Source organism: Nocardia sp. NPDC051463 (assembly GCF_040681975.1).
Taxonomy (GTDB): Bacteria; Actinomycetota; Actinomycetes; order Mycobacteriales; family Mycobacteriaceae; genus Nocardia.
Genome location: NZ_JBFBAB010000002.1, coordinates 92,179 through 115,887 on the forward strand (window position 1 = coordinate 92,179; position 23,709 = coordinate 115,887).

General features: G+C 66.9%; 27 protein-coding genes. 15 read left to right on the forward strand and 12 right to left on the reverse strand.

Features of this window, described 5'->3' with window-relative positions; translation table 11 throughout:
• Nucleotides 1–66: 66 nt before the first annotated feature.
• From AB0M74_RS06060 to AB0M74_RS06070, 3 genes are read right to left on the reverse strand one after another with little or no spacing between them, the layout of a single operon-like run.
• Nucleotides 67–954 carry a hypothetical protein gene (locus tag AB0M74_RS06060; RefSeq protein WP_364902189.1) on the reverse strand — a complete coding sequence of 296 codons (888 nt, stop codon included), beginning with the start codon at nt 952–954 and terminating at the stop codon, nt 67–69.
• The gene (locus AB0M74_RS06065; protein WP_364902190.1) at nt 890–1,330 is read right to left on the reverse strand and encodes a hypothetical protein; all 441 of its coding nucleotides are present in this window, start codon (nt 1,328–1,330) and stop codon (nt 890–892) included. Before AB0M74_RS06065 ends, AB0M74_RS06060 begins: the two co-directional genes overlap by 65 nt.
• Nucleotides 1,246–1,623, reverse strand: coding sequence for a hypothetical protein (locus tag AB0M74_RS06070; protein ID WP_364902191.1), 378 nt, complete (start codon nt 1,621–1,623; stop codon nt 1,246–1,248). Before AB0M74_RS06070 ends, AB0M74_RS06065 begins: the two co-directional genes overlap by 85 nt.
• Nucleotides 1,624–2,269: 646 nt before the next feature.
• Between AB0M74_RS06070 and AB0M74_RS06075 the strand changes: the two genes are divergently transcribed.
• From AB0M74_RS06075 to AB0M74_RS06085, 3 genes are read left to right on the forward strand one after another with little or no spacing between them, the layout of a single operon-like run.
• Nucleotides 2,270–2,593, forward strand: a complete 324-nt coding sequence (locus AB0M74_RS06075) for a hypothetical protein (RefSeq protein ID WP_364902192.1) — start codon at nt 2,270–2,272, stop codon at nt 2,591–2,593.
• Nucleotides 2,590–3,909, forward strand: coding sequence for a hypothetical protein (locus tag AB0M74_RS06080; RefSeq protein WP_364902193.1), 1,320 nt, complete (start codon nt 2,590–2,592; stop codon nt 3,907–3,909). The genes AB0M74_RS06075 and AB0M74_RS06080 overlap by 4 nt, the downstream gene beginning before the upstream one ends.
• Entirely contained in the window at nt 3,896–4,954 is a 1,059-nt protein-coding gene (locus AB0M74_RS06085) for a hypothetical protein (protein WP_364902194.1), read from the forward strand. Before AB0M74_RS06080 ends, AB0M74_RS06085 begins: the two co-directional genes overlap by 14 nt.
• Nucleotides 4,955–5,123: 169 nt before the next feature.
• On the opposite strand, the gene AB0M74_RS06090 is transcribed toward AB0M74_RS06085, so the two are convergent.
• Nucleotides 5,124–5,555 (reverse strand): hypothetical protein, encoded by a 432-nt coding sequence (locus AB0M74_RS06090; protein WP_364902196.1) that lies wholly within the window; start codon nt 5,553–5,555, stop codon nt 5,124–5,126.
• 74 nt (nt 5,556–5,629) lie between these two features.
• Here AB0M74_RS06090 and AB0M74_RS06095 point away from each other — a divergent pair, with 74 nt between their 5' ends.
• Nucleotides 5,630–6,580 (forward strand): ATP-dependent DNA ligase, encoded by a 951-nt coding sequence (locus tag AB0M74_RS06095; RefSeq protein WP_364902197.1) that lies wholly within the window; start codon nt 5,630–5,632, stop codon nt 6,578–6,580.
• 208 nt (nt 6,581–6,788) lie between these two features.
• Here the strand turns inward: AB0M74_RS06095 and AB0M74_RS06100 are convergent, their stop codons facing one another.
• The 3 genes from AB0M74_RS06100 to AB0M74_RS06110 form a co-directional block, all read right to left on the reverse strand.
• Complete coding sequence (locus tag AB0M74_RS06100; RefSeq protein WP_364902199.1) at nt 6,789–7,196, reverse strand: SgcJ/EcaC family oxidoreductase; 408 nt, start codon at nt 7,194–7,196, stop codon at nt 6,789–6,791.
• A gap of 275 nt (nt 7,197–7,471) precedes the next feature.
• Nucleotides 7,472–8,950, reverse strand: a complete 1,479-nt coding sequence (locus AB0M74_RS06105; protein WP_364902687.1) for an AIM24 family protein — start codon at nt 8,948–8,950, stop codon at nt 7,472–7,474.
• Nucleotides 8,951–9,106: 156 nt separating this feature from the next.
• Nucleotides 9,107–9,919, reverse strand: coding sequence for an SAM-dependent methyltransferase (locus AB0M74_RS06110; RefSeq protein ID WP_364902201.1), 813 nt, complete (start codon nt 9,917–9,919; stop codon nt 9,107–9,109).
• Nucleotides 9,920–10,012: 93 nt separating this feature from the next.
• On the opposite strand from AB0M74_RS06110, the gene AB0M74_RS06115 reads away from it, so the two are divergent.
• Together AB0M74_RS06115 and AB0M74_RS06120 are read left to right on the forward strand one after the other, a co-directional pair.
• The gene (locus AB0M74_RS06115; RefSeq protein WP_364902203.1) at nt 10,013–11,191 is read left to right on the forward strand and encodes a cytochrome P450; all 1,179 of its coding nucleotides are present in this window, start codon (nt 10,013–10,015) and stop codon (nt 11,189–11,191) included.
• A gap of 208 nt (nt 11,192–11,399) precedes the next feature.
• Nucleotides 11,400–12,947, forward strand: a complete 1,548-nt coding sequence (locus AB0M74_RS06120; RefSeq protein WP_364902204.1) for a hypothetical protein — start codon at nt 11,400–11,402, stop codon at nt 12,945–12,947.
• Between the two features lie 33 nt (nt 12,948–12,980).
• On the opposite strand, the gene AB0M74_RS06125 is transcribed toward AB0M74_RS06120, so the two are convergent.
• Entirely contained in the window at nt 12,981–13,670 is a 690-nt protein-coding gene (locus tag AB0M74_RS06125) for a GPP34 family phosphoprotein (protein WP_364902206.1), read from the reverse strand.
• 171 nt (nt 13,671–13,841) lie between these two features.
• Nucleotides 13,842–14,237 carry a hypothetical protein gene (locus AB0M74_RS06130; protein ID WP_364902208.1) on the reverse strand — a complete coding sequence of 132 codons (396 nt, stop codon included), beginning with the start codon at nt 14,235–14,237 and terminating at the stop codon, nt 13,842–13,844.
• A 247-nt stretch (nt 14,238–14,484) separates the two neighbouring features.
• On the opposite strand from AB0M74_RS06130, the gene AB0M74_RS06135 reads away from it, so the two are divergent.
• Nucleotides 14,485–15,027 (forward strand): hypothetical protein, encoded by a 543-nt coding sequence (locus AB0M74_RS06135; protein WP_364902210.1) that lies wholly within the window; start codon nt 14,485–14,487, stop codon nt 15,025–15,027.
• An 82-nt stretch (nt 15,028–15,109) separates the two neighbouring features.
• Here the strand turns inward: AB0M74_RS06135 and AB0M74_RS06140 are convergent, their stop codons facing one another.
• Nucleotides 15,110–16,048: an SMP-30/gluconolactonase/LRE family protein gene (locus AB0M74_RS06140; RefSeq protein ID WP_364902212.1), complete on the reverse strand. Its 939-nt coding sequence runs from the start codon at nt 16,046–16,048 to the stop codon at nt 15,110–15,112.
• Between the two features lie 397 nt (nt 16,049–16,445).
• Between AB0M74_RS06140 and AB0M74_RS06145 the strand changes: the two genes are divergently transcribed.
• The 5 genes from AB0M74_RS06145 to AB0M74_RS06165 all read left to right on the forward strand — a co-directional run bounded on the left by AB0M74_RS06145 (nt 16,446) and on the right by AB0M74_RS06165 (nt 21,092).
• Nucleotides 16,446–17,810: a glutamine synthetase family protein gene (locus AB0M74_RS06145; protein WP_364902214.1), complete on the forward strand. Its 1,365-nt coding sequence runs from the start codon at nt 16,446–16,448 to the stop codon at nt 17,808–17,810.
• A complete protein-coding gene (locus AB0M74_RS06150) occupies nt 17,791–18,546 on the forward strand; it encodes a gamma-glutamyl-gamma-aminobutyrate hydrolase family protein (RefSeq protein WP_364902216.1) in 756 nt (251 codons plus the stop codon). The genes AB0M74_RS06145 and AB0M74_RS06150 overlap by 20 nt, the downstream gene beginning before the upstream one ends.
• Nucleotides 18,547–18,656: 110 nt before the next feature.
• Nucleotides 18,657–20,018, forward strand: a complete 1,362-nt coding sequence (locus AB0M74_RS06155; RefSeq protein ID WP_364902218.1) for an aldehyde dehydrogenase family protein — start codon at nt 18,657–18,659, stop codon at nt 20,016–20,018.
• A gap of 27 nt (nt 20,019–20,045) precedes the next feature.
• On the forward strand, nt 20,046–20,810 hold the full coding sequence (locus tag AB0M74_RS06160) for a 3-oxoacyl-ACP reductase (RefSeq protein WP_364902220.1): 765 nt from the start codon (nt 20,046–20,048) through the stop codon (nt 20,808–20,810).
• Between the two features lie 117 nt (nt 20,811–20,927).
• Nucleotides 20,928–21,092: a hypothetical protein gene (locus tag AB0M74_RS06165; RefSeq protein WP_364902221.1), complete on the forward strand. Its 165-nt coding sequence runs from the start codon at nt 20,928–20,930 to the stop codon at nt 21,090–21,092.
• A gap of 22 nt (nt 21,093–21,114) precedes the next feature.
• Here AB0M74_RS06165 and AB0M74_RS06170 read toward each other — a convergent pair whose 3' ends face one another.
• Together AB0M74_RS06170 and AB0M74_RS06175 are read right to left on the reverse strand one after the other, a co-directional pair.
• Nucleotides 21,115–21,510 (reverse strand): ankyrin repeat domain-containing protein, encoded by a 396-nt coding sequence (locus tag AB0M74_RS06170; protein ID WP_364902223.1) that lies wholly within the window; start codon nt 21,508–21,510, stop codon nt 21,115–21,117.
• A gap of 94 nt (nt 21,511–21,604) precedes the next feature.
• Nucleotides 21,605–22,324, reverse strand: coding sequence for an SDR family oxidoreductase (locus AB0M74_RS06175; RefSeq protein WP_364902225.1), 720 nt, complete (start codon nt 22,322–22,324; stop codon nt 21,605–21,607).
• Nucleotides 22,325–22,397: 73 nt separating this feature from the next.
• Between AB0M74_RS06175 and AB0M74_RS06180 the strand changes: the two genes are divergently transcribed.
• The 3 genes from AB0M74_RS06180 (at nt 22,398) to AB0M74_RS06190 (ending at nt 23,676) form a co-directional block, all read left to right on the forward strand.
• Nucleotides 22,398–22,985, forward strand: coding sequence for a TetR/AcrR family transcriptional regulator (locus AB0M74_RS06180; RefSeq protein ID WP_364902227.1), 588 nt, complete (start codon nt 22,398–22,400; stop codon nt 22,983–22,985).
• A 110-nt stretch (nt 22,986–23,095) separates the two neighbouring features.
• Complete coding sequence (locus AB0M74_RS06185) at nt 23,096–23,293, forward strand: TMEM175 family protein (protein ID WP_364902229.1); 198 nt, start codon at nt 23,096–23,098, stop codon at nt 23,291–23,293.
• Nucleotides 23,294–23,436: 143 nt separating this feature from the next.
• Nucleotides 23,437–23,676, forward strand: a complete 240-nt coding sequence (locus AB0M74_RS06190) for a hypothetical protein (RefSeq protein WP_364902231.1) — start codon at nt 23,437–23,439, stop codon at nt 23,674–23,676.
• Nucleotides 23,677–23,709 lie beyond the last annotated feature (33 nt).

Genomic DNA, 23,709 nt, shown 5'->3' on the forward strand with positions numbered 1-23,709 from the left:
TACCCAAGGACGACCGTTGTTGCGTGACTGACAGCTTCCGCTTCGGCGAGGCCGAAATCTCCCCGGTCAGCGTGCCATGGCAACGGCGCCGTGCGCCGACGAGCACGAGTTATGGCCGGCGGCAGGCGTGGTCGATCGGTTCACGGTGCGGCGGTCGCGGACATCACCGCCCGACACCGGCCGGTGGGCGCCGGGTTCCTTGATTCCGAGGAATTGGCACGACCGAATCCGCGATCGATGCGCGGTTTCGCACCGCAGGACCGGGCTGCCGATGACGGTTATCGTGGCCGAATGATCGGCAGCTGCGCCACGAGTATCGGCGAGCAGCTCGGCCAGGGGGCCGCCAGTTCGCGCGGCGTATGGGTCTCGAACGGAAATATGTTGCGGTGGTAACTGTTTCATGCGTCGCTCGAGGTCGGGGCCTGCGATTCGGGCGTAGCGGCGTGGGTCGGTGCCGATGCGGTCGGCGTAGTCGAGGACAGCGGTGCGCAGGCGAGCCGCATCGAGACGCGCGGGATCGGCCAGTGCGCAGGCGCCCGCGTACAGCGCACCCAGTGCGTCGGGGACATCCGGCTGTTCTTCGAAGACCGCCACTGCGCGCACCACGCAATCGCGCGCTTCCCGTGCCGAGCCGTCCTGCGAATCCCCACACCAGTAGCAGTTCGGCAATGCCGAGGCCCCAGCGGAATCCGCACCGGTGGCGCATCTTGCGCGCGGTCGGCAGCGTGCTGCTCGCGGCATCTGTATCGGCAGTGCGGAATTCGAGCACGCCGATTCCGACAGCGTGCGCACACGCAGGTAGTCGGGTGTCGCGCGCCGGTCGGACTCGAAGATGAATTGTGCTGTCGCGGTGCGGAGCGCGTCGAGGTCGTCGAGGTCCGACAGTGCGTTATAGCGGCGCGAGTTCGCCTCGAGTGGCAGCGTCTCGTGGGCCGGATACATCGGGTCGAGCACTGCGGTGCACGGAGTGCGCCAGCGCGAGGGCCGCGGGGGAGTCACCCGCGTGAAAGGACTTGATGGACAAAGCGATCAGGCCGCGCGCACGGTCGGCGGCGGCGGGAGTTGCGGCGGACAGCGCCTGTCTGATCGGCCGCATGCCCTCGGGCACGGCGCAAATCGATACCCACATGACGAACAGTTCGCCGGTGGTCCGCAATGCCTGGGCACGATGGTGGCCGATACCTGCGCGCAGATTGGCGAGATAGGCCTGCAGGCTGTGGATCGCGGTATCCGAGTGCGGCCCGTTCAGCAGCGCTGCCCGCCGTGCCGCGAAGCGGCGCACCCAGGTGGGCGTGGCAGCCAGACCGACTCCCCGTTCGGGGTCGACCAACCGGCAGGGCCTGCCGCCAACGCCCGGGTGCCGATCGCCACCGACGCGGCGAAACGCCGATGGTCGATGTTGTCCGCGGCGAGCGTCAAGCGGTAGCCGCCGGGTGTGCGTTGCGCGAATTTGCGGCCATGAGCTCCGAGCGCGCAGCGCAGGCGACGCACGACAACCCTGATCGTGTTCTGGATGTCTGCGCCGGATTCCTCGTCCAAGACCAGTTCGGCCGGCGTCGAGTCGGGGACCGGCGCACCGTCGCCGGTCGTGAGCGCGGCGAGCATCCTGCGCGGCCGGACCACCGAGCTCCACCTCGGTCCCATCGATGTCGACCTCTATGTAGCCGAGAACTCGACAGAGCATCACGAAGTAACGGTACCGAGGCGGCGCGGCTGAACTGGACATATCGCCTGCTACAAACGCCACGAGCGCCAGCTGGTTTCGCCCGCAGGTGGTGTCAGGGATATCAGGCGCGGCAGTGCGTCGCGGGTGAAGCTCCCGTCGCGGATTCGGCCGCATCACGGGGCCACGGGAAGTAGCCGAACGTCCCGCCCTCCGCAGCAGCTCGACTTCGTCGACAGTGAAGCTGCTGATCCGTCCGCCATTGCCGGGGAACGATCAGCCGAACATCGCCTGCTGTGAGCGTGATCGTATCTGCGATCGTCCCCGGTCAGGCCCTGCGTCCGCAGCGACTGCGGGGCATGTGCTCGGACGAGATGGACGCCGGTGGATCTGCGTTGCCTTGGTGCTTGCGCCATCGAATTACCGGACTGCGCAATGGCAGTCGGTCCGGCGACCGGCGTCGGACCGAGCGGCGCGCTCCGGCTAAGATTCGATGGGAACAGTCCGCCTGTCGAGATCGGGCGCGCGCTGCCCACGAGCCGAGTAGGCTCACTGTGTCGAATTATGTCGCGACAGCGAAAGATTGGTTTTCCGTAAGGGGGAACAGTGGACGCGCTGAAGCTCGACCCGGCGGTACTTGCCGCCTACACCACGATCGCGAATACGGTCTCGCAACAGCTGGCGTCCGCGTCGGCGTCCGCGGCCGGTGCGATGAATCCGGAGCAGTTGGCCACTGATCTCGGGCTGGTCGGCGCCGCATTCGCCGCGCGGTTTACCGAAGCGGTAGCCGAGCACACGCAAGCGCTCTCGACCGCGGGCCAGCTGGTTGCCGCCTACGGGAAGGTGCTGCGTGACTACAACGAGGACACGCACACCGTCGATACCGACACCGCGGGTGCCATTTCCCAGGCAGGGGAGGCACTGACATGAGAACCATGAGCAGCCTGATGGGTTTGCGCAGGCGAGCGGCGCGGACTCCGGTCAGCACGCCCGCAGCCACTCCGACGCCGATCTCGGACCCGGATGTCGATCCGCCGATCGTGGCCGTGCTCGTGCAGCCGTTGCTGGCGTTGCGCGCCTCGCTCGGGACCGGTGTCGCCATCCCCGACAAGGCCATCACCGGTGCGTTGGCGGCGGCCTCCACACAGGTGGCCGACACCGAAACCCCGCAACGCGAAGGCCTGCACGCACTGGAATCGTCGTGGGAATCCACCGGCGCTGACGCCGCGGTGCCCGCGCTGCGTACCACCAGAACCGAGATCGGCGAGATCTCCGACCGGGGACCGGCGTATGTGTCGGTGCTCGGCGACGCACATGTCACGAGCTCCCGCGCCGCGCGGCGAGTGGACCAGATCATCGAGGACTTCCGTAAGGACGCCCGGGTGATCATGGGCAACGCGGCCTCGGCCCCGGACACCGATGCGGTGATCGCGCGGGCGACCCAGGCGCTGCGGGATGCCGTCACCACCGTCACGGCCGCGCAGACGGAAATGGACGGCCACACCCGGCGTCTGGACGAAATGGGACCGCTCACGGTCACCCAACCGTCGGGCGTCGTGGCCAACCAGAGCACCACCCCAGGACAGCTGGCGCCCGGCGCTGCCACCGCGGGTGCCGCAGCGCTGCCCTTGGATCCGGCCGCGGCGGCGCAGCTGCAATTGCAGCAGCAGCTGATCTCCGCGGGCGTCCAACTCGGCACTTCGGCGATCAGCGCGGGAGTCGACATCGGCACCCACCTGATCGACAAGATCGTCGAGGTCGGCACCCACGCCATGGACACCGTGGCGGCATCGGTCGACAAGGCGGTTCCCGAACTCATCCACCCCGGCACCACCACCGGCGGTGGCACCGCGGGAGGTGGCACCTCGACCACTCCCGGCGGCACACCGCTGTTCGATTTCGGTGGTGGAGCGCCCAAGCCGACTCCGGCACCGGGGACCAGCGCGGTGATTCCGCCTGCGCAGAACGGTTCCGCCGGTGCGAAATCCGACGCCAAACCGGCTCCGGCACCGGCGGACGGGCCGAATTCCTCGGCCGGTGCGGACTCGCCGCTGCCGAAACCTCCTGTGCCTCCGGGCCAGCCGGGTGTCACGGGTGGGTTGGCGTTGCCGCCATCGCCCGGTTCGGGCGACCAGGAGCACAAGCCTCGTGAGGGTCAGCTCGGGGTGACCGTCCCGACCGGCGCGGAAGCAGTCCCGGCCGCCGTTATCGGCGACTTCGACGATTTCGGCGATGACACGCTCTGATCCCGGCGACTCGAGCAAGGATCAAGGACAGGCCAACCCATTCGACACCGGCCTGCCCATGTTGCGTCTGCCTGCCGAGCCGACCTCGAAGCGGCGTCAGCCCTCGGCTCGTCGCGCTTCGGGCGCTGAGCTGATCCCGGAGGTGGATGTGCCCGAGCAGCGACCGGACCTGGGACCCGGCCCGACACCGAGTTCGTCGGAGCTTTCCGGCGACTGGAAGCATTGGCTGGATGCGCCGAGTCCGGCCGAGGAATTCCCGGATTCGGCGGTCGAGCATGGTGGCTATCCGATCCACCATGCGGACACCGAATCCGACCGCTACGACGAGCCCGGTGAGCGGGTGCCGACGCTGGTCGACCGATCCGGCGGAAGTCCCGGCCCGCGACTGCGCCACCCGCCGCGGCGGCAGGAGCAAACGGGCGGTAGTCGACTGCTCGCGGCGCTGATCGTTGTCGGCATTGTGGTGGCGATCTCGGCGGTCGTGATGATCGCGGTCAAGAGTTCCGGCAAGCACAAGCCATCGGTTGCGGCGACAAGTGCGGTGTCGAAGGCGACTTCGGCGGCGTCGAGTGCTGTCACACGTACTTCGGCGATGTCGAGTGCTGTCACGCGTACCTCGGAAACCACGGTGCCCGGGGAGCGGTCGCCCGCGTTCGCGACTCCCGGTTGCGAGCAGCGCCGCACTCCGGATGTGGTGTCCGGTACCGACCCCGGCGGCACCAGCGACGGGCCCTCCGCGATTCTCGCCTTCGAGCGCGCCTACTACGTGCAACGCTCCGGCTCTGCGGCCCGCGCTGTTGTCGCCGATGACGCGGTCGTCCCGCTCGCCGAGCAGATCCAGCGCGGCATCAACCAGATACCTATCGGCACCCTCTACTGCGTGCTGATCACTCGAACCGCCACCGGTGTCGGCGATGGTCAATCGCACTGGGAGGTCCAGCTGACTCAGCAGCATCCCGGGGAGCAACCGCAGACCTTCACCCAGATCATCACCACACGGACGGCCGCCAACCGGACCCTGATCACGGCGATCAACGCCGCCTGATCGGCCTGACGCCGAAAGCCTTGGCGTGGGACGTATTCGATGCCGAGGCGTTTGTCGATCTCGGTACGTGCACCCAGTAGAGCCGAGCCGCTCTCGACAGTGCCGCGCACGTCGCCGCTCGGATCGATATCATCGGTTGCCGCCTCGACGGACTGCGATCATCCCGATGTCACTGTCGCCCCGCGCGCTGCACAATGGCGTCGGCGACGACATCGACGGCCTCATCGACCGACAGCCCCGCTTCCTTCAACGCACTGAGCGTCGCGGGATGGACGAGACCGGCGGTGGTCCTGGCGAGCAGATTCTCCTCGGTGCCCGCGAGCGCTTCGGCGTAAAGCGCGCCCATCGCCTGTCGGAACTCCACATCGGCGCGGCCCACCGCCGGTACGTCGGTGAGTTCCGCACCCAGGAGGTAGAACCACCGGTAGGTGCGCTCGTAGAAACCGAACATTGCCGCGGTCAGTGCACGCACCCGCGCAGGCAGCGTTTCGGCACCCGCGAAAACGGTTCGGTCGGGGATGTCCCGATCACCGAGCAGTCGCTCGATGACGGCCTCGATAAGTCCCGCGGCGCGATCGGTGACCGCGCATGAACCGAGCACGATTACCCCCGGCAGCAAGGGGCAGACCCGCCACAGGGATTGACCCCGACGCTGTCGCGGGGGATGGTGGGCCGATGAGTGGCGAAGAGGTCCGTGCGGGCGTGCGACTGACCAATCTCGACACCCCGCTGTTCGATGGTGCGGAGGCGACCAAGCGGGATCTGATCGACTATCTGGAGGTGGTCGGGGATCGGCTGGTGCGGCAGCTGTGCGATCGCCCGCTCTCGGTGCTGCGGATCCGGCCGGGGCAGGAGCCCTTCATGCAGAAGAACCTGCCGAAATACACACCGGACTGGATGCACCGCGTGACGATGTGGGCCGACAGCTCCAAACGCGAAGTGACCTATGCGCTGTGCGACGACGTGCGCACGCTGCTGTGGTTCGGCAATCAGCGTGCGGTCGAATACCATACGACGCTGCTGCTCGCGGAGTACGAGAAAGGTCCGACGCATCTCGTTCTCGACCTCGATCCGCCGCCCGGCCAACCGTTCCGGCAGGTCGTGCTCGCCGCCGAGCTGATCCGTCAGGCGTTGGACAACGACGGACTCGCGGGCGCGGTGAAAACCAGCGGCGCCAAGGGCTTACATGTGTACGTCCCGCTCGCGCCCGGCATTCCCATCGAGGACGTCGCCGCGGCGACCCGCGCGATTGCCGCGCGTGCCGAGCGCATCGATCCGGTACTGGCCACCACCGCGTTCATTCGTGAGGACCGCGACGGCAAGGTCTTCCTCGACTCGACCCGCGCGGGTGGCGCGACCGTTGTCGCCGCCTACAGTCCGCGGATACGACCGGGCACCACGGTGTCGTTCCCGCTGGGCTGGGCGGACCTCGGTGACATTGCCCCAGGTGATTTCACCATCCACACCGCACCGAACCTGCTCGGCGACCGCGATCCATGGGCGGTGAATATGCCTGCGTCGCAGGCGTTGCCCCCGGATCTGATCGAGGAGGGCCACACCATCCCGATCGCCAGAGTTCAAGCGATGCACGAAGGAAAGCGCCGCGCCCGCGCGCGGCGCAATTAGCCCGCCACGCTCCCTGGTTCTGGGTGGTTGCCGAATGGAGTCGAATGGTGGTCGCCCAGGCCGTATTCGCCCGCCATAGGTCTACGCTCGGCGAGCAGCCGGCGTGGATGCATCTGGACGGGGCACTAGCCCTGGTCGAGGAGGGCACGCCACCCGGCCAGGCAGCGGGCACGCGCCGCGCCTGCCCGCGGCGCTTGCCCTCACTCGATCAGCTCGACAGGATCGGCGTGGTCTGCGCGGACTCGATGAGCCAGCGGCCGTTCTGTTCGACGACCACATAGGTGAGCCGTCCCGCCGACGCGGGCAGCGCGTCGGCATCCGCCCGTTCGTCGAAGACGTTTTTGACGCAGGCCACGATCGCGACGTCGTCGCGAACGAAATGCACGTCGTCGACCTCGATCTCGGTGCGTACATCCGCGAGCGGAGAGGCCAGCGCCACTTTCATCGCCGCGGACAGCGCGCCGATCCCGCTCACGCGGCGTCCACCGAAGTTGACAATGTTCACGGTGCTCGTATGCAGCGGAAGGAACTGATCGGGATCGTTCTGATATTTCACCGCATCCGCCACCAGCGTGTGAATGGCCGCCATCGCGACCGCGTGGTCGAAGTTACCCATGGTGTGCGACTCCCTTTCTGTCGCTTGCATGATGCCTGACGCCGGCACGCCGAAGTTGGCGGGAACCTGGCTGATATTCACGCAATCCGTGTGCGCCATGCTGGCTGCCGAGTGCCCGTCACTGGACGCCGATCCCGCGCCGGAGGGTCTCCCGGTCGCCTCCAACGCCGATCAGAGCCCAATTCGCCGGGCCGGCACAGACGCTGGCGCTGAGCCCGAATCCTGTTCCGATCAAGAGAATACGATCGCCCGGACATCCCAGATCTGTCGCGCTGCTACCCGAACAGCCCGCCGAGCACGCCGCCGCCCTGCCCGGCCTCCTGGCCGCCGCCGGTGCCGCCGATGAATCCGCCGGGCGGCAGTTCCGAAGGTTGCACGATGACGAAGCCGCGGCCGGAGAACGACAGGGTCAGGCCCTCGCCGGTGCTGCGGCCCATCAGCCTGCCGAGGCCGAAGGAGTCGTTGCGTTTGATACCGCTCTGCAGGCTCGACGACCAGGCCACCGCGGCCTGTGGATCGGCGTAGGTCGGCTGGTCGACATTGAGCACGACCGGTGTGCCGTGGGTGGTGATGGCGATCCGGCCGCGGCCGGTGAAGACGCAGTTGAACAGACCGGCGTTGCTGGCGAACCCGGCGGCGCCCTGGACCCTGCCGATGTTGTAGGACAACGTCGAATCGAAGGCCAGCACGTTCGCGCCGTTGATGGTGAGGCCGTCGGTGCCGTCGAGGTCGACGGTGTGCACGTCGGCGGCGGCATTGGCGAGGAACAGATCGCCGCGGCCGGTGACCTTCATCAGCGGCACGCCCTCGCCGGTGAGCCGCTGCTGGATGGCCCTGCCGATGCCACCGGAGCCGAGCGCTTGGAAATGCAGGTCGCCCTGGTAGGCGACCATCGATCCGGCCCGCGCCATGACCTCACCGTTGATTGCGACCTTGATCATCTTGCCGCCCTGCTTCTGGATGCCGACTCCCGCGACTTCCGCATGGCTCGGGTTGAACAGATCGCTCTGCATCGGCAGCGCTCCTTGCTGAGGTGATGACATCGGTGGGGGCGGTGGCACCGCGCCGGGCGGCGAGTAGGTGGGGGGCGCTTGATGCCTGGGTGGCGCGTATTGCGGCGCGGACCCGGGCGGCGCGGCCGCGGGCGGATAATGCGGTGCGGCTGCGGGGGTTCGATATCCGGGCGCGGGCGGGAACTGTGGCGGCGCTGCTGTCTGGTAGCCGCGCGGATCTGGGGTCGGGGGTGGCGCGGCCTGCGGCCGGTACCCCGATCCCGAGGCAGCGGGCGGGATCGGCGGTGCCGGATCGTCGTCGATGTTCACGCCGAACGCCGTCGCGATGCCGGCAAGACCGTTGTCGTAACCCTGACCGACCGCGCGTACCTTCCAACCGCCGCCGCGTCGGTAGATCTCCACGCACACCACGGCGGTCTCGGTGCTGAGCCCCGTCATCGGGAAAGTGACAGTGCCCGAATCGGATCCGATCGTTGCCAGCAGCGAGCTCGCGCCCGCGAAAGTGTGAGGTCCGCTGCCGTCGAGGCTGGCGGTGATGACCACCTTGTCGACATCGGCTGGCAGCGCGGAGGTCTGCACATCCACCATGTCGCCCGCCCCGCGGCCGTGCCGGTAGACGACACCGGGCCCGACCGGCTGGTTGAAGAACACGAAGTCGCCGTCGGACCTGACCCGGCCGCTCGTGTCCAGTAGTAGCGCCGACACGTCGACAGGAGCGGAACAAGTGACGGTGACCGTCATCCGATCGGCGGGTGCGGGCCGATTCTCGCCGCGGGCAAGCGCGGTCACGACCGACTGCCTCGGCCGTCGAAATATCGGGTTGGCGTGCGATTCACGGCCTCAAGTGTCGCGCGAGTCCGGGCTGTGCGCCACCGATCCGCCGATTCGGGTCGCCGATCAGGGGATACGGGCCACACCGCAGAGCATGGAGACGGCTTCGGCCCTCGGGTGCGCGCGCCAGGTTTCCGGGCGCCACGTCAGTACCGAGGTGATGCCCGGTGAGAGGAGTTCGTATCCGGTGAAGAAACGGGTGAATTCGGCGGTGGACCGCAGCTGGAAGGGCACCCCGCTGCGCTGATTGGCCTCTTTCGTCTCGGCGAGGTCCTCGGCGGTGAGGTGGTCGTTGGTGGCGTGGGTCATCACCAGATAGCTGCCGGAGGGGAGTGCGTCGCACAACTGCCGCACCAGATCGTAGGGGCCTATGTCGTCGGTGATGAAGTGCATGATGGCGACCAGCATCAGCGCCACCGGTGTGTTCAGGTCCAAGACCCTGGTCAGGTCGGGGTGAGTGAGGATGCGCTCGGGGTCGCGGATATCCGCGTCGAGGTAGGCCGTCGCGCCTTCGGGGGAGCTGTTCAACAGGGTGTTCGCATGCATGAGCACGATCGGATCGTTGTCCACGTAGACGATCCGCGATTCGGGGGCGATGCCCTGGGCGATCTCGTGCACGTTGCCCGCGGTGGGCAGGCCGGCGCCGATGTCGAGGAACTGCCGGATTCCGGCCTCGGCCAGGTAGCCGACCGCTCGCCGCAGGAAATTGCGGTTCTCCAAGGCGGCGAGGCGGACGGTCGGGAAGGCTTCGGCCACCGCGTCGGCCGACTCCCGATCGGCGGGGTAGTTGTCATTGCCACCGAGCCAGTAGTCGTACCGGCGCGCCGGGTGCGGCTTGGTCACGTCGATCCTGGGTGCTGTCGATTCCGAGTCCACCACGCCCTCAATTCATCTCGACTACGGTCATCGTGTCAGCTCGAGTTGTGCACCGGTAGCGATGGTGATGTCGCACCGCCCCCGGAAGGCTTGATCATGCGATTGCAGTACAGCCCATACGATTTCGACGTTCACAACGATCCATACCCTTACTACGACAGGCTGCGTGATCAGGCCCCCGTGTTCCGTAACGACACCGACGATTTCTGGGCGTTGTCCCGGCACGCGGACGTGCTGGCGGCGTTGCGGGACTCCGACCGGTTCTCCAGCGCCAACGGCCTGCGGATGGAGCCTGCCTTCTGGGGCCCGCAGGCAGAACGGTTCTTTTCATTTGTCGCCATGGACCCGCCCAAGCACACGCGCTTGCGCGGGCTGGTGACGCGGGCGTTCACCCAGCGTCGGGTGCAGTCGCTCGAGCCTCGATTGCGCTCGATCGCGAACACGCTACTGCAACCACTGCTCGAGCGTGGCAGCTTCGATCTGATGGCCGATTTTGCGGGCCCTTTCCCGACCGAGGTGATCTCCGAACTGGTCGGCGTGCCCGCAGCCGATCGCGACATGGTTCGCAAACTCGGCATGGAGATCATGTACACCGAGGAGGAATCGACCGACCTACGGCCCGAGGCGATGCAGGCGATCGGCGCCCTGGTCGGCTATTACACGGAGCTGACCATCGAACGCAGCAAGACGCGCAGCGATGACCTGCTCTCCGGTCTGCTCGATGCCGCCGACGGCGAAGATCGGCTCAGCCCGGAGGAAATCGTCGGCGTGCTGATCCTGTTGGTCGGGGCGGGTATCGAGACCACCATGCTGACCCTCGGCAATACCTGGCATGCCGCCGCGCTGCATCCGCAACAGCGCCGCACGGCGTTCGAGGGTCGGATCGATGACTGGATCGCCGAGTCGATGCGCTACGACGCGTCGTCGCAGACACAGTTGCGCACGACCACCGAGGAGATCGAGTTGCACGGGGTGCGGATTCCGGCCGATGCGCGCATCCTGCTGATCGCGGGTTCGGCCAACCGGGATCCCGAGGTCTTCGACAACCCCGACACCTTCGATCTGGACCGTGACACCAGTAGGTCGCTCGCCTTCGGTAGTGGCCGTCATCACTGCCTCGGTTCGAATCTGGCGCTGCTGGAACTGCGTGTCGCACTGCAGGAAATCGTTGCGGCGGTGGCCGACTACGAGGTCGATACCGAGCGCCTGCGGCGCATCCACTCCTCCAACAATCGTGGTTTCGCCAGCCTGCCGACCACGGTCACGGTGCGCTGATCGTATGCAACTGGTCGGTCGTCTATAAAGAGCGCTCGCCGTCGGCGGAACCCGCCGACCTGCGTGTGTCGCGCGCGGCACGCCGATTTTTTCGCAACACGGCAATTTTGCAGTTTCGCTGGCGACGGTGCATCGACTATGAATGGCATGTGCCGTTCCCATGCGTGATCACTTGTCTGCCATCGAATCTCCCCCCTCGGGAGTCGAATTGACCATCGAGCACCCCATCGAGGACGAGGTCACGCAGCTCGCGAGGCGGGTCGAGAAGGCCCGTGGTCGGCTTGCGTACCAATTCGATCCTGCGCTGACCGAGGCGCTGTCCGAGGACGAGCTGCAAGCCGAACGTCAACTGGCCGAGAAGATTCGCGATCAAGACCGTGGTCAGCGTTGGAAGCACGTCCAGGCGGCCGCCGCCGCGGCCGACCGCGCTAGGCAGACCACCGAGGCGATCGAGAAGGCCGACATCAGAGATCTATTGGTAGCTCGCAAGGCAATTGCCGCGCAGCGGCGTGAGTCCAGCCCGCATGCCAAGCTGGCCTCGCTGTATCGGCACCGGTCGTGGTCGCTGCGCGCGCTGGCCGGTGTCGTTGCCGCTGGCATGCTCTGGTCGGCTGTCAATGTCCAGCAGAACATTGCGCCGAGCGGGCCGAGCGACCCGCTGTACTGGTTCAGCTACCTGATCGAATCGATGATCAGCGTGTGTCTGATCATCATCATGATCGGCACGAACAAGGTGGCCGAGTGGGGCATCCTCGACAACCGCAGGCAGGTCGCCGCCGCCGAAATCGCTCTGCTCGCACTCACGATCACCCTCAACACCTATCCGTACGTGCGTGATGGCAAGTGGTATGACGCCGCCGTGCACGCGGTCGCGCCGGTCATGATCGGTGTCGCGCTGCTCATCCACGACGCGGCGAGCACCCGCTACGGGCACGCCATCGCGCAGGCCACCGAGCAGGTTCGGGAATTGCCCGACCCAGCGGATCTGATTCGGCACCGGCTACCGACGGTCGCCAGCTACCGCGCGAGTGCTCGAGCGGATACACCGACGACGTCGGTGGCGGCATTGGCTGCTGCCGAACAGCACGATGAGCCCGAACCACGTCCGCGTGCCACCGAAGCGTTCGTAGATCAGAGCTTCGAAGTGATCATGCCCGAGGCCGACGAGGTCGCGCCCTCGGCATTCGTGATGGATATCGACACCACGGTCGGTTCGGATGAAGGCCCGGCGTCGTCGGTGGCTACCGTCAAGACCGCGGCCCGGCGCGCACCGAGCACGTCCAGTCGCGCGGTGTCCGGCGGCTCCGACGATGATGAGTCCAGCAGCATCGATCGGCTGACCGCGCCGATGGCCGACCAAGAATCTGCCACCTCGTCGATCGCGAAGACTCGGCCCACCGCCGCGTCGAACGGCAGGAGCAGGTCAGCCGAAAAGCCCACCGCGGCCACCAAAGTCGACAGCAAGCCCATCGCGAGGGTGAGTAGCTCCAGCACGAAGGCAAAAGCGACGGCAGGCAAGCCGACCGTACCGGCGAGTGCCAAGGCCGACACACAGTCGGAATCCGCGTCGACCGCCATTGTTCGGCAGACCCCGGCCGTCTCGAAATCAGACAGCGCGGCAACCGATGCCGACGATATTGCGCGACCACAGGAAATCTACGACACCGGCCAGTTCCGCGTCGCCGAGATCCTCGAGCAGGAGCTCGCCGAGCTGCAGGCCGAGCGTCGGCGTGCCCGTACCAGCAGGCAGCGCTGAGCGCTGCGACCAGGTATGAACCATCGGCAGGTTTCAGCTCGCCGCTGAGGCGGCCACCACGCTGATGATCGCGACGGTGACGGTCTGGATTTCCTGGACGGCTCGTCGCACCGCCTGCCCGCCCCAGTCGCTTTCGCTGATCGCCTTGCCGCGTTGTTTGACGGTTCGCTTGTCGATGTCAGGGAAGAGCTTGGGCAGCAAGTCGACAGCGTGCGCAAGGGAAATCAGGGTGGCCGTGCGGTCGTCAGGTGTCGCTCCGTCGACGACGACGGCACGGACTCGCGTCATGATCGCGGCTTCGACAGCGGGATCGGCGGGCTTCCAGAGGGTGGTCGGGAAGAGGCCGAGGATCTTGCCTTTGGCCTCGGTCAAGTAGCCCGCTCCGGCGAGGTCTTCTAGCAGGGTGTCCTGCAGGTTCTTGGCTCGGCTGCGCCAGGAACCGAATCCGGCGGCTTTGCTTACCGCGTCTTTGGGTTTGCGTCCGTCGGCGACCGCGACGAGGTCCGCGAGCCGGGGCTCCGCCGGTTGCCGCCCCGTCGCGACCAGCCGGCCGGGTTTGTGCTCGGGATCGCCTGCCTCGGTCAGGCGCAGCGCTCCGCTCAGCGTGAGCTCGACTATCGCCGCGCCTGCCAGCGCGGCACCCACCCGAGTGCTGTCTACCGACTTCTTGCCGGTGTGGTCATCGAGTGCCAGTAGTAGAAACTCTTCGGCAAGCGTCAGCATCCCGGTCCCCGATCTGTCGCGGCGCCACAGCTGCCGGACAGTGGGAACTTCCGGCCGACAACCAGTCTGCCAGGGCGCCTGCGCGCATGCGTCGATCCGCTGCGTGCGCCTGCTCGATTCGGGCGCTGCGGCCGTCGAACCGACGGGCCGCAATGTGTCGATGATCGATCGTCAGCAGATCACGGTGTGGCGAAGCCGATGAGGGCGCCGATGCCCGCCGATGGGAATCGTGACGAGGGCGCCGACGCCGCCGAGGAAGAAGCCGATCACCGCGCCGATGCCCGCGCCGATGAGGGCGCCGATGCCGGCGTTGTACTGCTTGCGCGCGAGAGTGTCCGCCTCGTCGATGAATTGGGCGTTGTGCTGGGTGTCGACCTGCGCGCCGATGGGAGTCAGCGTCAGAGTGCGTCCGGCATCGCTGATCTGTGGCGCCAAACCGAACTTCGTACCGACCGTCTGGAAGGCGAGCGGCAGCGTCACGACGACATTGCCCGCGCTGTCGGACAGGGTGACGGCCTGCGCGTCGCCGGTCAGCGCAAAGCTGCCCGCGCCAACAGTGGTGATCACCCCGCGGCCGTCGATGGCAGGTGGCTTTCGGCCGTGTCAGCCGATCCGTCCCCATCCGGCCGGATCTCGGCCCCCACCCATCTTCGCCGGTACACCGTCCTCGACGGGTCCTTTTGCGAATCTCGCCACGAGTCGCCCGTGCGGGTCTCGGTTCGCGCGGAAACCGTTGTGCCACTTCAGATGATCTTCATCAACGGTAACTCCGCCGTAACCGCCCGCAGTGGCCGGATCACATCCGGATGTGAGCATGGGCGAAAGATCTTATCGGAGAGAGGAAATCGCCGCTGTGGGCCAATTCTGCAGAGCAGTGCTACTCGATGCGGGCCATGAACTGATCGGGTATCTGGAGCCCGGCGCTCAGTCGGTGGGTCGCGCGTGGATCGGCGACGACTTCGTCCAGGGCGTGGAACGCCTGTTGGCCATGCCGACGCGTGTGGTGTGGGCCGGGCGTCATGCCCACCCACCTGCTGGCGAAACGCTATACGAGACGGCGGTTTCCGTCGCGCCGCTGACCGCCCCCCGCCGTGGCTTCATCGGCCGGTACGTGCTCAACCACGACCAGTACTCCTACGTGGACAAAGCAACTGTTCTCGAAAACGACGACCGCTACCGCATCCACCCGCTGCCGGTCCTCACCGCCGAAACTTCCGACGACGACCGCTGTCTGCGCGGCGCGCGCACTACCGGTGATCCGGCACTGATCGGCTACTGGGCTCGAAACCTGATCTCTACCAGCGATACCGTCCCTCCTGGCTTCGATGTTCTCGAATTCGACCTGGTCCAGGCATGACTCGTGGCCCACCGGGCGGCACATGGTGGAGAGCGTCTCGAGTTCGCCGCAGTGCGATGCCGCTCGTCGTCGTCACCGGACGTTATGGAGTGGTGCCGGGGTCGAATCCGCCGGGTATTTCGTAGATGGCGCCGGTGAAGGTGGCGGCGAAAAGGCGGCCCGTGGAAAAGCCCTCGGTGCCACGGCCATAGGTAACGACGCTGGTCAACGGGTTGCCGCTGCCGAGGACGCAGTATTGGCCGGGCGCGTCGACGCGGATGACCTGACCGGCGGCGTCGAGGGGGACGACGGGGCGATCGCGAGAATCCAGCGTCAGCCCGTCCGGCGCGGCGAGCGCCTCGCCGCCGCCGAGGTCGAGCAGCGACTGGGGGGCGCCGGGGTCGGCAGTGGGTATCCGGCTCACCCCGGGGTCGACGAAGGTGCGAGCGACGTAGAGGTATTCGTCGTCGCGGCCGAGCACCGCACCATTGGCGCTGGGGAAGTTCGCCCAGTCGGCCTGGACGACACCGTTCGGATAGACCCGGCTGATGTGGCTGCCGAAATCGTTGGTGGCGTACACGATGCCGTCCGCACCGACGTCCATGCCGTTGGCCGCGCTGAGTCCCGCCGCGAAGGGCAGCATGGTGCCGGTGTCCGGATCGAGCTGCACTATCCCCGCGTGCCTAAGGGTGTCGCCGGCCACGACCCGCGCATCGGCCCCGTAGCCGACCAGCAACTTCCCCTCCGCCGTCCAGGCGAGTGCGCCGGCGCCGCCACTGGGAACAGTGGCAATGGGCACCGGCTCCGCCCCCGGTGCATCGATCCGATAGACCTGTCCGCTCAGCAGATCGGTGGTGTAGGCCCGGCCGCGCGCATCGACGGTCAACCCCTCCAACGCCCCCGATACGGACCCGACCCTGATCGTGGGTTGTCCCGCCCCCGCGCAGACGGGGGCCGCGCTCGCCGTCGGTGCCACAACCGCCGACACAGCGCCGAAAGTCAGCGCCGCCAAGATGACTGCCGATTTGCTCATGCTGCTCATTCCACACCGTCGGCAGGTTCGATGTGTTCGATTCGTTCTCGAAGTCCGGACTTCCCGGTCCCGGCTCGATCACCGGTAGTTAGCTGGTGAGCTGCCCGTTACTCGAACAGCTACCGCTCGGGTGTCCGGTCGTGCGGAAGCTGGACGGGTGCGTGTGTTGGTGCTCGGGTCGTTCGAAGCGCGTGGGGATGACGATCGGGCGCCGATCCACTGGCGACGAGTGTGTGACGGCGGGGTGTCGCTCGGCGATTTCGGCGTGGAACCGGTGGCTGCGCAGAACCCGTAGGTGTTGGTTCTTCGGGTCGTCTGCGACACCGCCGTCGGTTTTGTGTGTCCCGTCACCCATGGTCTCGTTTTGCTCTAGCGTGGGCACGGTCGAGGCCGAGAGGGGACGTGAATGCGTACGGGGATGCTGGGGCTGGTGGAGCTGCGCGAGCGCGTCGAGGCGGGGACCCTCGACACGGTGCTCGTCGCGATGACCGACATGCAGGGCAGGCTGCAGGGAAAGCGTTGCGCGGCACGGTATTTCCTGGATGAGGTGATCGGGCACGCAGCCGAGGCCTGTGACTATCTGCTCGCCGCGGATGTCGAGATGAACACCGTCGACGGGTATGCGATGTCGTCGTGGGACACCGGATACGGCGATCTGGTGCTGCGGCCCGACCTGAACACGCTACGGCTCGTGCCGTGGCTGCCCGGCACCGCGCTGGTGCTCTGCGATGTGGAGCATGTGCAGCCCGAGGGGGTGCCCGTCGCGCCGTCGCCGCGGCAGGTGTTGCGGACACAGTTGGCCCGGCTGGCCGAACGCGGCCTGCGGGCGTTCGTGGGGACCGAATTGGAGTTCCTGGTCTTCGACGACAGCTTCGAATCCGCGTGGAACGCGGGCTATCGCGGTCTCACAGCGGCCAATCAGTACAACGTCGACTATTCGCTGCTCGGCACCGCGCGGATCGAGCCGCTGCTGCGGCGTATGTGCACCGAGATGGACGGCGCGGGCATGTACGTCGAGTCGGCGAAGGGGGAATGCCATCCCGGGCAGTACGAGATCGCATTCCGCTATGACGAGGCGTTGGTGACCTGCGACAACCACAGTATCTACAAGACCGGCGCCAAGGAGATCGCCGCGCAAGAGGGGCGCAGCCTCTCATTTATGGCGAAATATGATGAGCGCGAGGGTAACTCGTGTCATATTCACATCAGTCTGCGCGACGAATCGGGCGAGCCGGTATTCGCCGGTGACGGCGCGGACGGCACCTCCCCCCTGATGCGGCATTTCATCGCGGGACAGCTGGACTGCTTGCGCGAGTTCACGTACTTCCTCGCGCCGAACATCAACTCCTACAAGCGTTTCGTGTCGGGTAGCTTCGCACCGACCGTACTGTCCTGGGGCCGGGACAACCGAACATGTGCGCTGCGTGTGGTCGGCGCTGGGCCGTCGCTGCGCATGGAGAATCGGGTGCCCGGCGGCGACGTCAATCCCTATCTCGCGGTGGCCGCGTCGATCGCCGCTGGTCTGCACGGCATCGAACGGCGACTACCACTCGAACCGGAGTTCCACGGCAACGCCTATCGGTCGCAGCGTCCACGGGTACCGCGCACGCTGCGCGAGGCGGCGCAGCTGTTCGGTGAGAGCAAGGTAGCGCGCTCGGCGTTCGGTGCCGACGTGGTGGACCATTATCGGAATGCGGCACAGGTCGAGCTGGATGCCTTCGACGCCGCGGTCACCGATTGGGAGCGAATTCGTGGTTTCGAACGACTATGAAGATGTCGGCGGCGCAGAGCCGCGTCCGGTAATCGGGCTGTCGACCTACAGCGAGCAGGCTCGCTACGGGCCGTGGGATGTCGAAAGCGCGGTGCTGCCACGCAGTTACATAGATATGGTGGAGGGCGCGGGTGGGGTCCCGGTGCTGCTGCCGCCCGCAGGCGTCGCGCGGGAGGAGGTCGTCGCCCGGCTGGACGGATTGGTACTGACCGGTGGGGCCGACATCGATCCCGCTCGCTACGGTGCGCCACCGAATCCGCAGACTCTGGACACCCGTCCGGACCGCGACGACTTCGAGTTCGGCCTGTTCGCGCAGGCTCGGGCCGCCGGAATTCCAACACTCGCGGTCTGCCGCGGTCTGCAACTGGTGAATGTGGCGCTGGGCGGCACCCTGATCCAGCACTTGCCCGACGTGCTCGGACATACCGACCATTCGCGCACTCCTGGCGTGTTCAACATCGTGCGAGTGTCGACGGTGCCCGGTAGCCGGGTCGCCGCCATCGCCGGGCCGGAGTTGACGGTGCACTGCCATCACCACCAGGCCATCGACGTGTTGGCCGGCGACCTGGTCGCGGCCGCGCATGCGACCGACGGCACGACAGAAGCGGCCGAGGCGAGGACTGGTCCGTTCCTGGTGGGCGTGCAATGGCATCCGGAGGCCAACGCCACTGATCGCAGGCTGATGCGTGCCCTGGTCGAGGCCGCGTCCGCCCACCGCGGCGCCAGGGCCTCGTGAGTGGGCGTCAGCGAGACGATCATGGACACCCGCACGTCATAGTGCACGACGCAACCACGTGTCTGCGGCGGCATCGTGGGTATGACGGCCTACCGAAGGGAGCTGATTCGATGACGACGGCCACCGTGGTCAACCCTGCGACCGAGCAGGTTGTGGCAACGATCGAGGCGACGAGCGAGGCGCAGACCGATGCCGCCATCGAACGCGCGCACCGGGCCGCGGCACACTGGCGCGAGGTCGCGCCCGGCGACCGCGCCCGACTGCTGCGTCGGTTCGCCGATATCATCGACGCGAATCTGGAACAGCTGGCGCAACTCGAGGTCGCCAACGCCGGGCACACCATCGGCAATGCCCGCTGGGAGGCGGGCAATGTCCGCGACGTGCTGCACTATTGCGCGGGCGTGCCGGAACGATTGCTCGGTAGCCAGATTCCGGTGCCGGGTGGGGTGGACATCACCTTCCACGAGCCGCTCGGCGTGGTCGGGATCATCGTGCCGTGGAATTTCCCGATGCCTATCGCGGCGTGGGGCTTCGGGCCCGCGCTTGCCGCCGGGAACACCGTGGTGCTCAAGCCCGCCGAGCTGACCCCGCTGACGGCGATCCGGCTCGGCGAACTCGCGATCGAAGCGGGGTTGCCCGACGGCGTATTCCAGGTGCTGCCCGGCAAGGGATCGGTCGTCGGGCAACGGTTCGTCACCCATCCCGCGGTCCGCAAAGTCGTGTTCACCGGTTCCACCGAGGTGGGCAAGCAGATCATGGCCGGCTGCGCGCGGCAGGTGAAGCGGGTAACCCTGGAATTGGGCGGTAAGAGCGCGAATATCGTGTTCGCCGATGCCGACCTGGAGCGGGCCGCCGCGACGGCGCCCTACGGTGTCTTCGACAACGCCGGGCAGGACTGCTGTGCCCGATCGCGAATCCTGGTGCAGCGCAGTGTCTTCGACCGGTTCCTCGAGCTAATGGAACCGGCCGTGCGCGGTGTGCGGGTCGGCGACCCTGCCGACGAGGCCACCGAGATGGGGCCGCTGATCTCGGCCGCCCACCGGGCGCGGGTCGCCGCGTTCGTCGAGCCGTCGACCAAGGTCGCCTTCACCGGTGACCGACCCGACGGGCCTGGATTCTGGTATCCGCCCACGGTTGTGCTGCCCGGCGCGCCGACCGATCGGGTGCTCACCGAGGAGGTGTTCGGCCCGGTGGTCGCGGTGGTCGCTTTCGAGGACGAGGCCGACGCTCTGCGGATCGCGAACGCCACCGAATATGGTCTTTCCGGGTCCATCTGGACCAGCGATGTCGGTCGTGCGCTGCGGGTTTCGCGTGGTGTCGAGGCCGGGAACCTCTCGGTGAACTCGCATTCCTCGGTGCGGTACTGGACACCGTTCGGCGGTTTCAAACAATCAGGACTCGGTCGTGAGCTGGGGCCGGACGCCGCGCTCGCCTTCACCGAAACCAAGAACGTCTTCATCGCAACCACCTGAGTCAGCACACGTCGAAGAGGAGACACCTTGCAGCGCTTACAAGATCGAATCGCCGTGGTCACGGGCGGCGGTAGCGGGATCGGCCTCGCCACGGTCCGCCGCTTTGGTGCGGAGGGCGCCAAGGTTGTCGTCGCCGATATCGACGCGACCGCGGGTGCAGCCGCGGCCGCGGCGGTCGACGGACTCTACGTGAAGGCCGACGTCACCGACGAGGCCCAGGTCGAGTCGTTGTTCCAGACCGCCGTCGATACCTACGGCGGGCTCGATATCGCCTTCAACAATGCGGGAATCTCGCCGCCGGAGGATGATTCCATCCTCACCACCGGCATCGAGGCGTGGCGGCGGGTGCAGGAGGTGAATCTGACCTCGGTGTACCTGTGCAGCAAGTACGCCATCGGCCACATGCTGGAGCGCGGCAAGGGTTCGGTGATCAACACCGCGTCGTTCGTCGCGGTGATGGGCGCGGCGACCTCACAGATCTCCTACACCGCCTCCAAGGGCGGAGTTCTCGCGATGAGCAGGGAGCTCGGTGTCCAGTTCGCCCGCAACGGGATTCGGGTCAACGCGTTGTGTCCCGGCCCGGTGAACACGCCGCTGCTGCAAGAGCTGTTCGCCAAGGATCCCGAGCGCGCCGCGCGCCGCCTGGTGCACATCCCGACGGGGCGGTTCGCCGAACCCGAGGAGATCGCCGCAGCCGTGGCCTTTCTGGCCAGTGACGACGCCTCGTTCATCACCGCGTCGCAGTTCCTGGTGGACGGCGGCATCTCGGGCGCCTATGTGACTCCGCTCTAGCGCGGGGCGCCATGTACTGTTCGACCTTCGGCGCAGCTACCTGCGCCGTTGTGGATCGACCGTTGTTCGTGGACGGCATAATTCGCTATTTGCCGCCGATCGGAGGAGGCTCCAGGAATGAGTCAGGAAGACGGGCAAGCACCCGGACTGTTCAGTCACGACACGGTCCTGGCGGAGACATCTCCCGTCGCGGAGACCGACGGAGCGGATTTCCGCCCGGTCTTCAGTCGCTCCGATGGTTCGGGCCCGGGTGCGTATCTGCCCGCGGATGATCTGAAGTAACACCCGCTGAGCTGTTCGGCGCTCAGGATGCGCCGAACAGCGCCAGCAGTTCGGTCTTACCGAACATGGCGGCCGCCTCCCGTGCCGACGGCGTGCCCGCGTCCGGATCCGCGCCCGCCGCGAGCAGGGTGCGCAAGATCTCGGTTTCACCCTTGAAAACGGCCCCCGCCAACGGAGTTTGCCCCCTATCGTTCGCACGATCCGGCTCGGCTCCGCGCGCGAGCAATGCCGTAACAGCGTCTTGATGGCCGTGATATGCGGCCAGCATCAGCAGCGTGTCGCCCCGATCATTGGTGAGGTTCACCGGCACCCCGGCATCCACGTAGGCGCCGAGAGCCTCGGCCGCACCCTGCCGGGCCAGATCGAACACCTTTGTCGCCAACTGGATCAACTCGGGATCAATCTCGTCACCACTCACCCGTCCATTCCTACCCGCACTAGCGGTCTTCCCGCGAGTAGGACATGGTCGTGGGGGCGTGTTCGGCCTCCGCCGTCGGGTGCCGCTCGCCGACCTATCGCGGTGTGCCCAGGCGCGCGCCGCCGTCGACGCGGATCACGATGCCGGTGGTGAAGGTGTTGCCGACCAGGAATTCGATCGCGTCGGCGACGTCGTCGGCGCTGCCGACCCGGCCGACGGGAGTGGTGGCGGCGATGGAGTCGAAGACCTCGGTGCGGGCGTCGTCGGGCAGGAAGCTCCACCAGTCGGTATCGATGACCCCCGGTGCGACGGCATTCACGCGCAGCGGCGCCAGCTCGACCGCAAGGACCGGGACCATGGCTTCGACGCCCGAGTTGATGGCGGCCAATGCGGCGGTGGACGGCATGGCCCCGCCCGCCGATGCCGAGGACACCAGCGTGATCGACCCACCCGTGGTCAGGTGGGGGAGCGCGGCCTGCACCGTCGCGGTGTGAGCCATCAGTTTTCCGGTGTAGTGCGCCTGCAGCTGCTCTGCGTCGATCTCGCGGAACGGTGTGGTGCCCGACGGGCCGGTCACCGTCACCACCAAGTGATCGATGGGCCCGACCTCGGCGAAGAGGCGGGCGAGGTCGGCCTGGTCGCGGGCGTCGACCCGCTGACCGGTGGCGGCGGCGCCGAGCTCCGCCAGTGCGGCGGCGAGTCGTTCCTCGTTGCGTCCGGCGATGACCACGTCCATGCCGTCCTTCAGTAACCGGCGTGCGGTGGCCAGCCCGATGCCCGAAGTTCCGCCGACGATGACGACTTTGTTGCTCACAACAGCCTCCTGAATTACGAACCTCTGTGTCTCGAAATATAAACGAGGCACAGTGTCTTGTAAAGTGAGGTGCATGACAGGGACCCGGGGACGCCCCCGCAGCGAGGAGGCCAGGCGCGCGATCCTGCATGCCGCGCTCGAGCTGTGTGAGCGCGACGGCTACCAAGACCTGACCATCAAGGCGATCGCCGACGCCGCAGGAGTCGGACGGCAGACCGTGTACCGCTGGTGGCCCGACAAGGCATCGATTCTGATGGAGGCCCTGGTCGACCTAGCTCGTGAACACGAGACGGCGCTGGTCCCGGTCGGTTCCGCCGATGTGCTCGGCGATATAGAACGGCTGCTGAAAACCACCTACGAACTCTCGCGGAAGGTCACCGGACAGGCGCTCGTCGGGCTGATGGCCGACGCGCAACGCGATTCCGCGCTGTCGAAACGATTGCAGGACACCGTGATCGGACCGCGTCGTGCGGCGTTGCGGGCAGTACTGCAGCACGGCGTCGATACCGGCGAACTGGCCGCGACGGTGCCGCTGGACCTTGTGGTCGATTTCGCCTTCGGCGCCATGTGGTATCGGCTGTTGAGTAGGCATGCGCCGGTCGACGCGGCCTTGGCGTGCGCGGTCACCGCGGGCATTGCCGCGATGTTCGCGCAACGCTGAAAGATAGTGGTGGTCAAGGGGTTACGCTGCGGCAATGGATGATGAGGAGCTGGTCCCGAGTGGACAGTTGTCGAGTACCGCCCGAGTAGAAGCCTTCAGCGACGGCGGTGATGGCGATCGCCATCACGCTGCTGATTCTGGAGATCGAATTGCCCGAGTACGAACCGGGGCAGCTGCTCGGCGCTCTCGGTCATATCTGGCCGTCGTACGTGGCCTATCTGGCGTCGTTTCTGACGATCGGTGTGATCTGGATGAACCACCACGCGTTCTTCAGTAGGGTGCGCCATGTCGACCACGTGCTGCGCTGATGGAATCTGATGCTGTTGCTCGGCGTCTCTGTATTGCCTTTCCCCACCATGGTTCTCGCGGAGCACGCCGTGCACGGCGTGGGCGATGACGCCAAGGTCGCCGCGGCGTTGTATGGCATCGCCGGTGTCATGATGACGGTACCGTGGGCGCCGCTGTGGTGGCGGTTGATGAGCAGGCCCGAACTTTGGAACCCGCCTTCGATGCCGCATTCGCCCGGCGCGAGAGCGTGCGCGCCCACCCGGGCATTGTGATCTACGCGATCTGCATCGGCGTCGGCCTCATCCAGCCGGTCGCCGCTCTGATCCTCTACCTCGTCGTCGCCATCTTCTACGGCTTCACCAGCCAGGGCTGGGGGACGAAGCCGGGCGATGACTCGGACTAGCACGGCCCTCACCCGTCTCGGCGAGGGCCGGAT

Excerpts from the sequence above, each read along its gene's own strand:
- AB0M74_RS06080 (WP_364902193.1), top strand. The coding sequence starts at position 2,590 with ATGAGAACCATGAGCAGCCTGATGGGTTTGCGCAGGCGAGCGGCGCGG.
- AB0M74_RS06085 (WP_364902194.1), top strand. The coding sequence starts at position 3,896 with ATGACACGCTCTGATCCCGGCGACTCGAGCAAGGATCAAGGACAGGCC.
- AB0M74_RS06095 (WP_364902197.1), top strand. The coding sequence starts at position 5,630 with ATGAGTGGCGAAGAGGTCCGTGCGGGCGTGCGACTGACCAATCTCGAC.
- AB0M74_RS06100 (WP_364902199.1), bottom strand. The coding sequence starts at position 7,196 with ATGGGTAACTTCGACCACGCGGTCGCGATGGCGGCCATTCACACGCTG.
- AB0M74_RS06105 (WP_364902687.1), bottom strand. The coding sequence starts at position 8,950 with ATGACGGTCACCGTCACTTGTTCCGCTCCTGTCGACGTGTCGGCGCTA.
- AB0M74_RS06115 (WP_364902203.1), top strand. The coding sequence starts at position 10,013 with ATGCGATTGCAGTACAGCCCATACGATTTCGACGTTCACAACGATCCA.
- AB0M74_RS06125 (WP_364902206.1), bottom strand. The coding sequence starts at position 13,670 with ATGCTGACGCTTGCCGAAGAGTTTCTACTACTGGCACTCGATGACCAC.
- AB0M74_RS06135 (WP_364902210.1), top strand. The coding sequence starts at position 14,485 with ATGGGCGAAAGATCTTATCGGAGAGAGGAAATCGCCGCTGTGGGCCAA.
- AB0M74_RS06140 (WP_364902212.1), bottom strand. The coding sequence starts at position 16,048 with ATGAGCAGCATGAGCAAATCGGCAGTCATCTTGGCGGCGCTGACTTTC.
- AB0M74_RS06145 (WP_364902214.1), top strand. The coding sequence starts at position 16,446 with ATGCGTACGGGGATGCTGGGGCTGGTGGAGCTGCGCGAGCGCGTCGAG.
- AB0M74_RS06155 (WP_364902218.1), top strand. The coding sequence starts at position 18,657 with ATGACGACGGCCACCGTGGTCAACCCTGCGACCGAGCAGGTTGTGGCA.
- AB0M74_RS06165 (WP_364902221.1), top strand. The coding sequence starts at position 20,928 with ATGAGTCAGGAAGACGGGCAAGCACCCGGACTGTTCAGTCACGACACG.
- AB0M74_RS06180 (WP_364902227.1), top strand. The coding sequence starts at position 22,398 with ATGACAGGGACCCGGGGACGCCCCCGCAGCGAGGAGGCCAGGCGCGCG.
- AB0M74_RS06185 (WP_364902229.1), top strand. The coding sequence starts at position 23,096 with ATGGCGATCGCCATCACGCTGCTGATTCTGGAGATCGAATTGCCCGAG.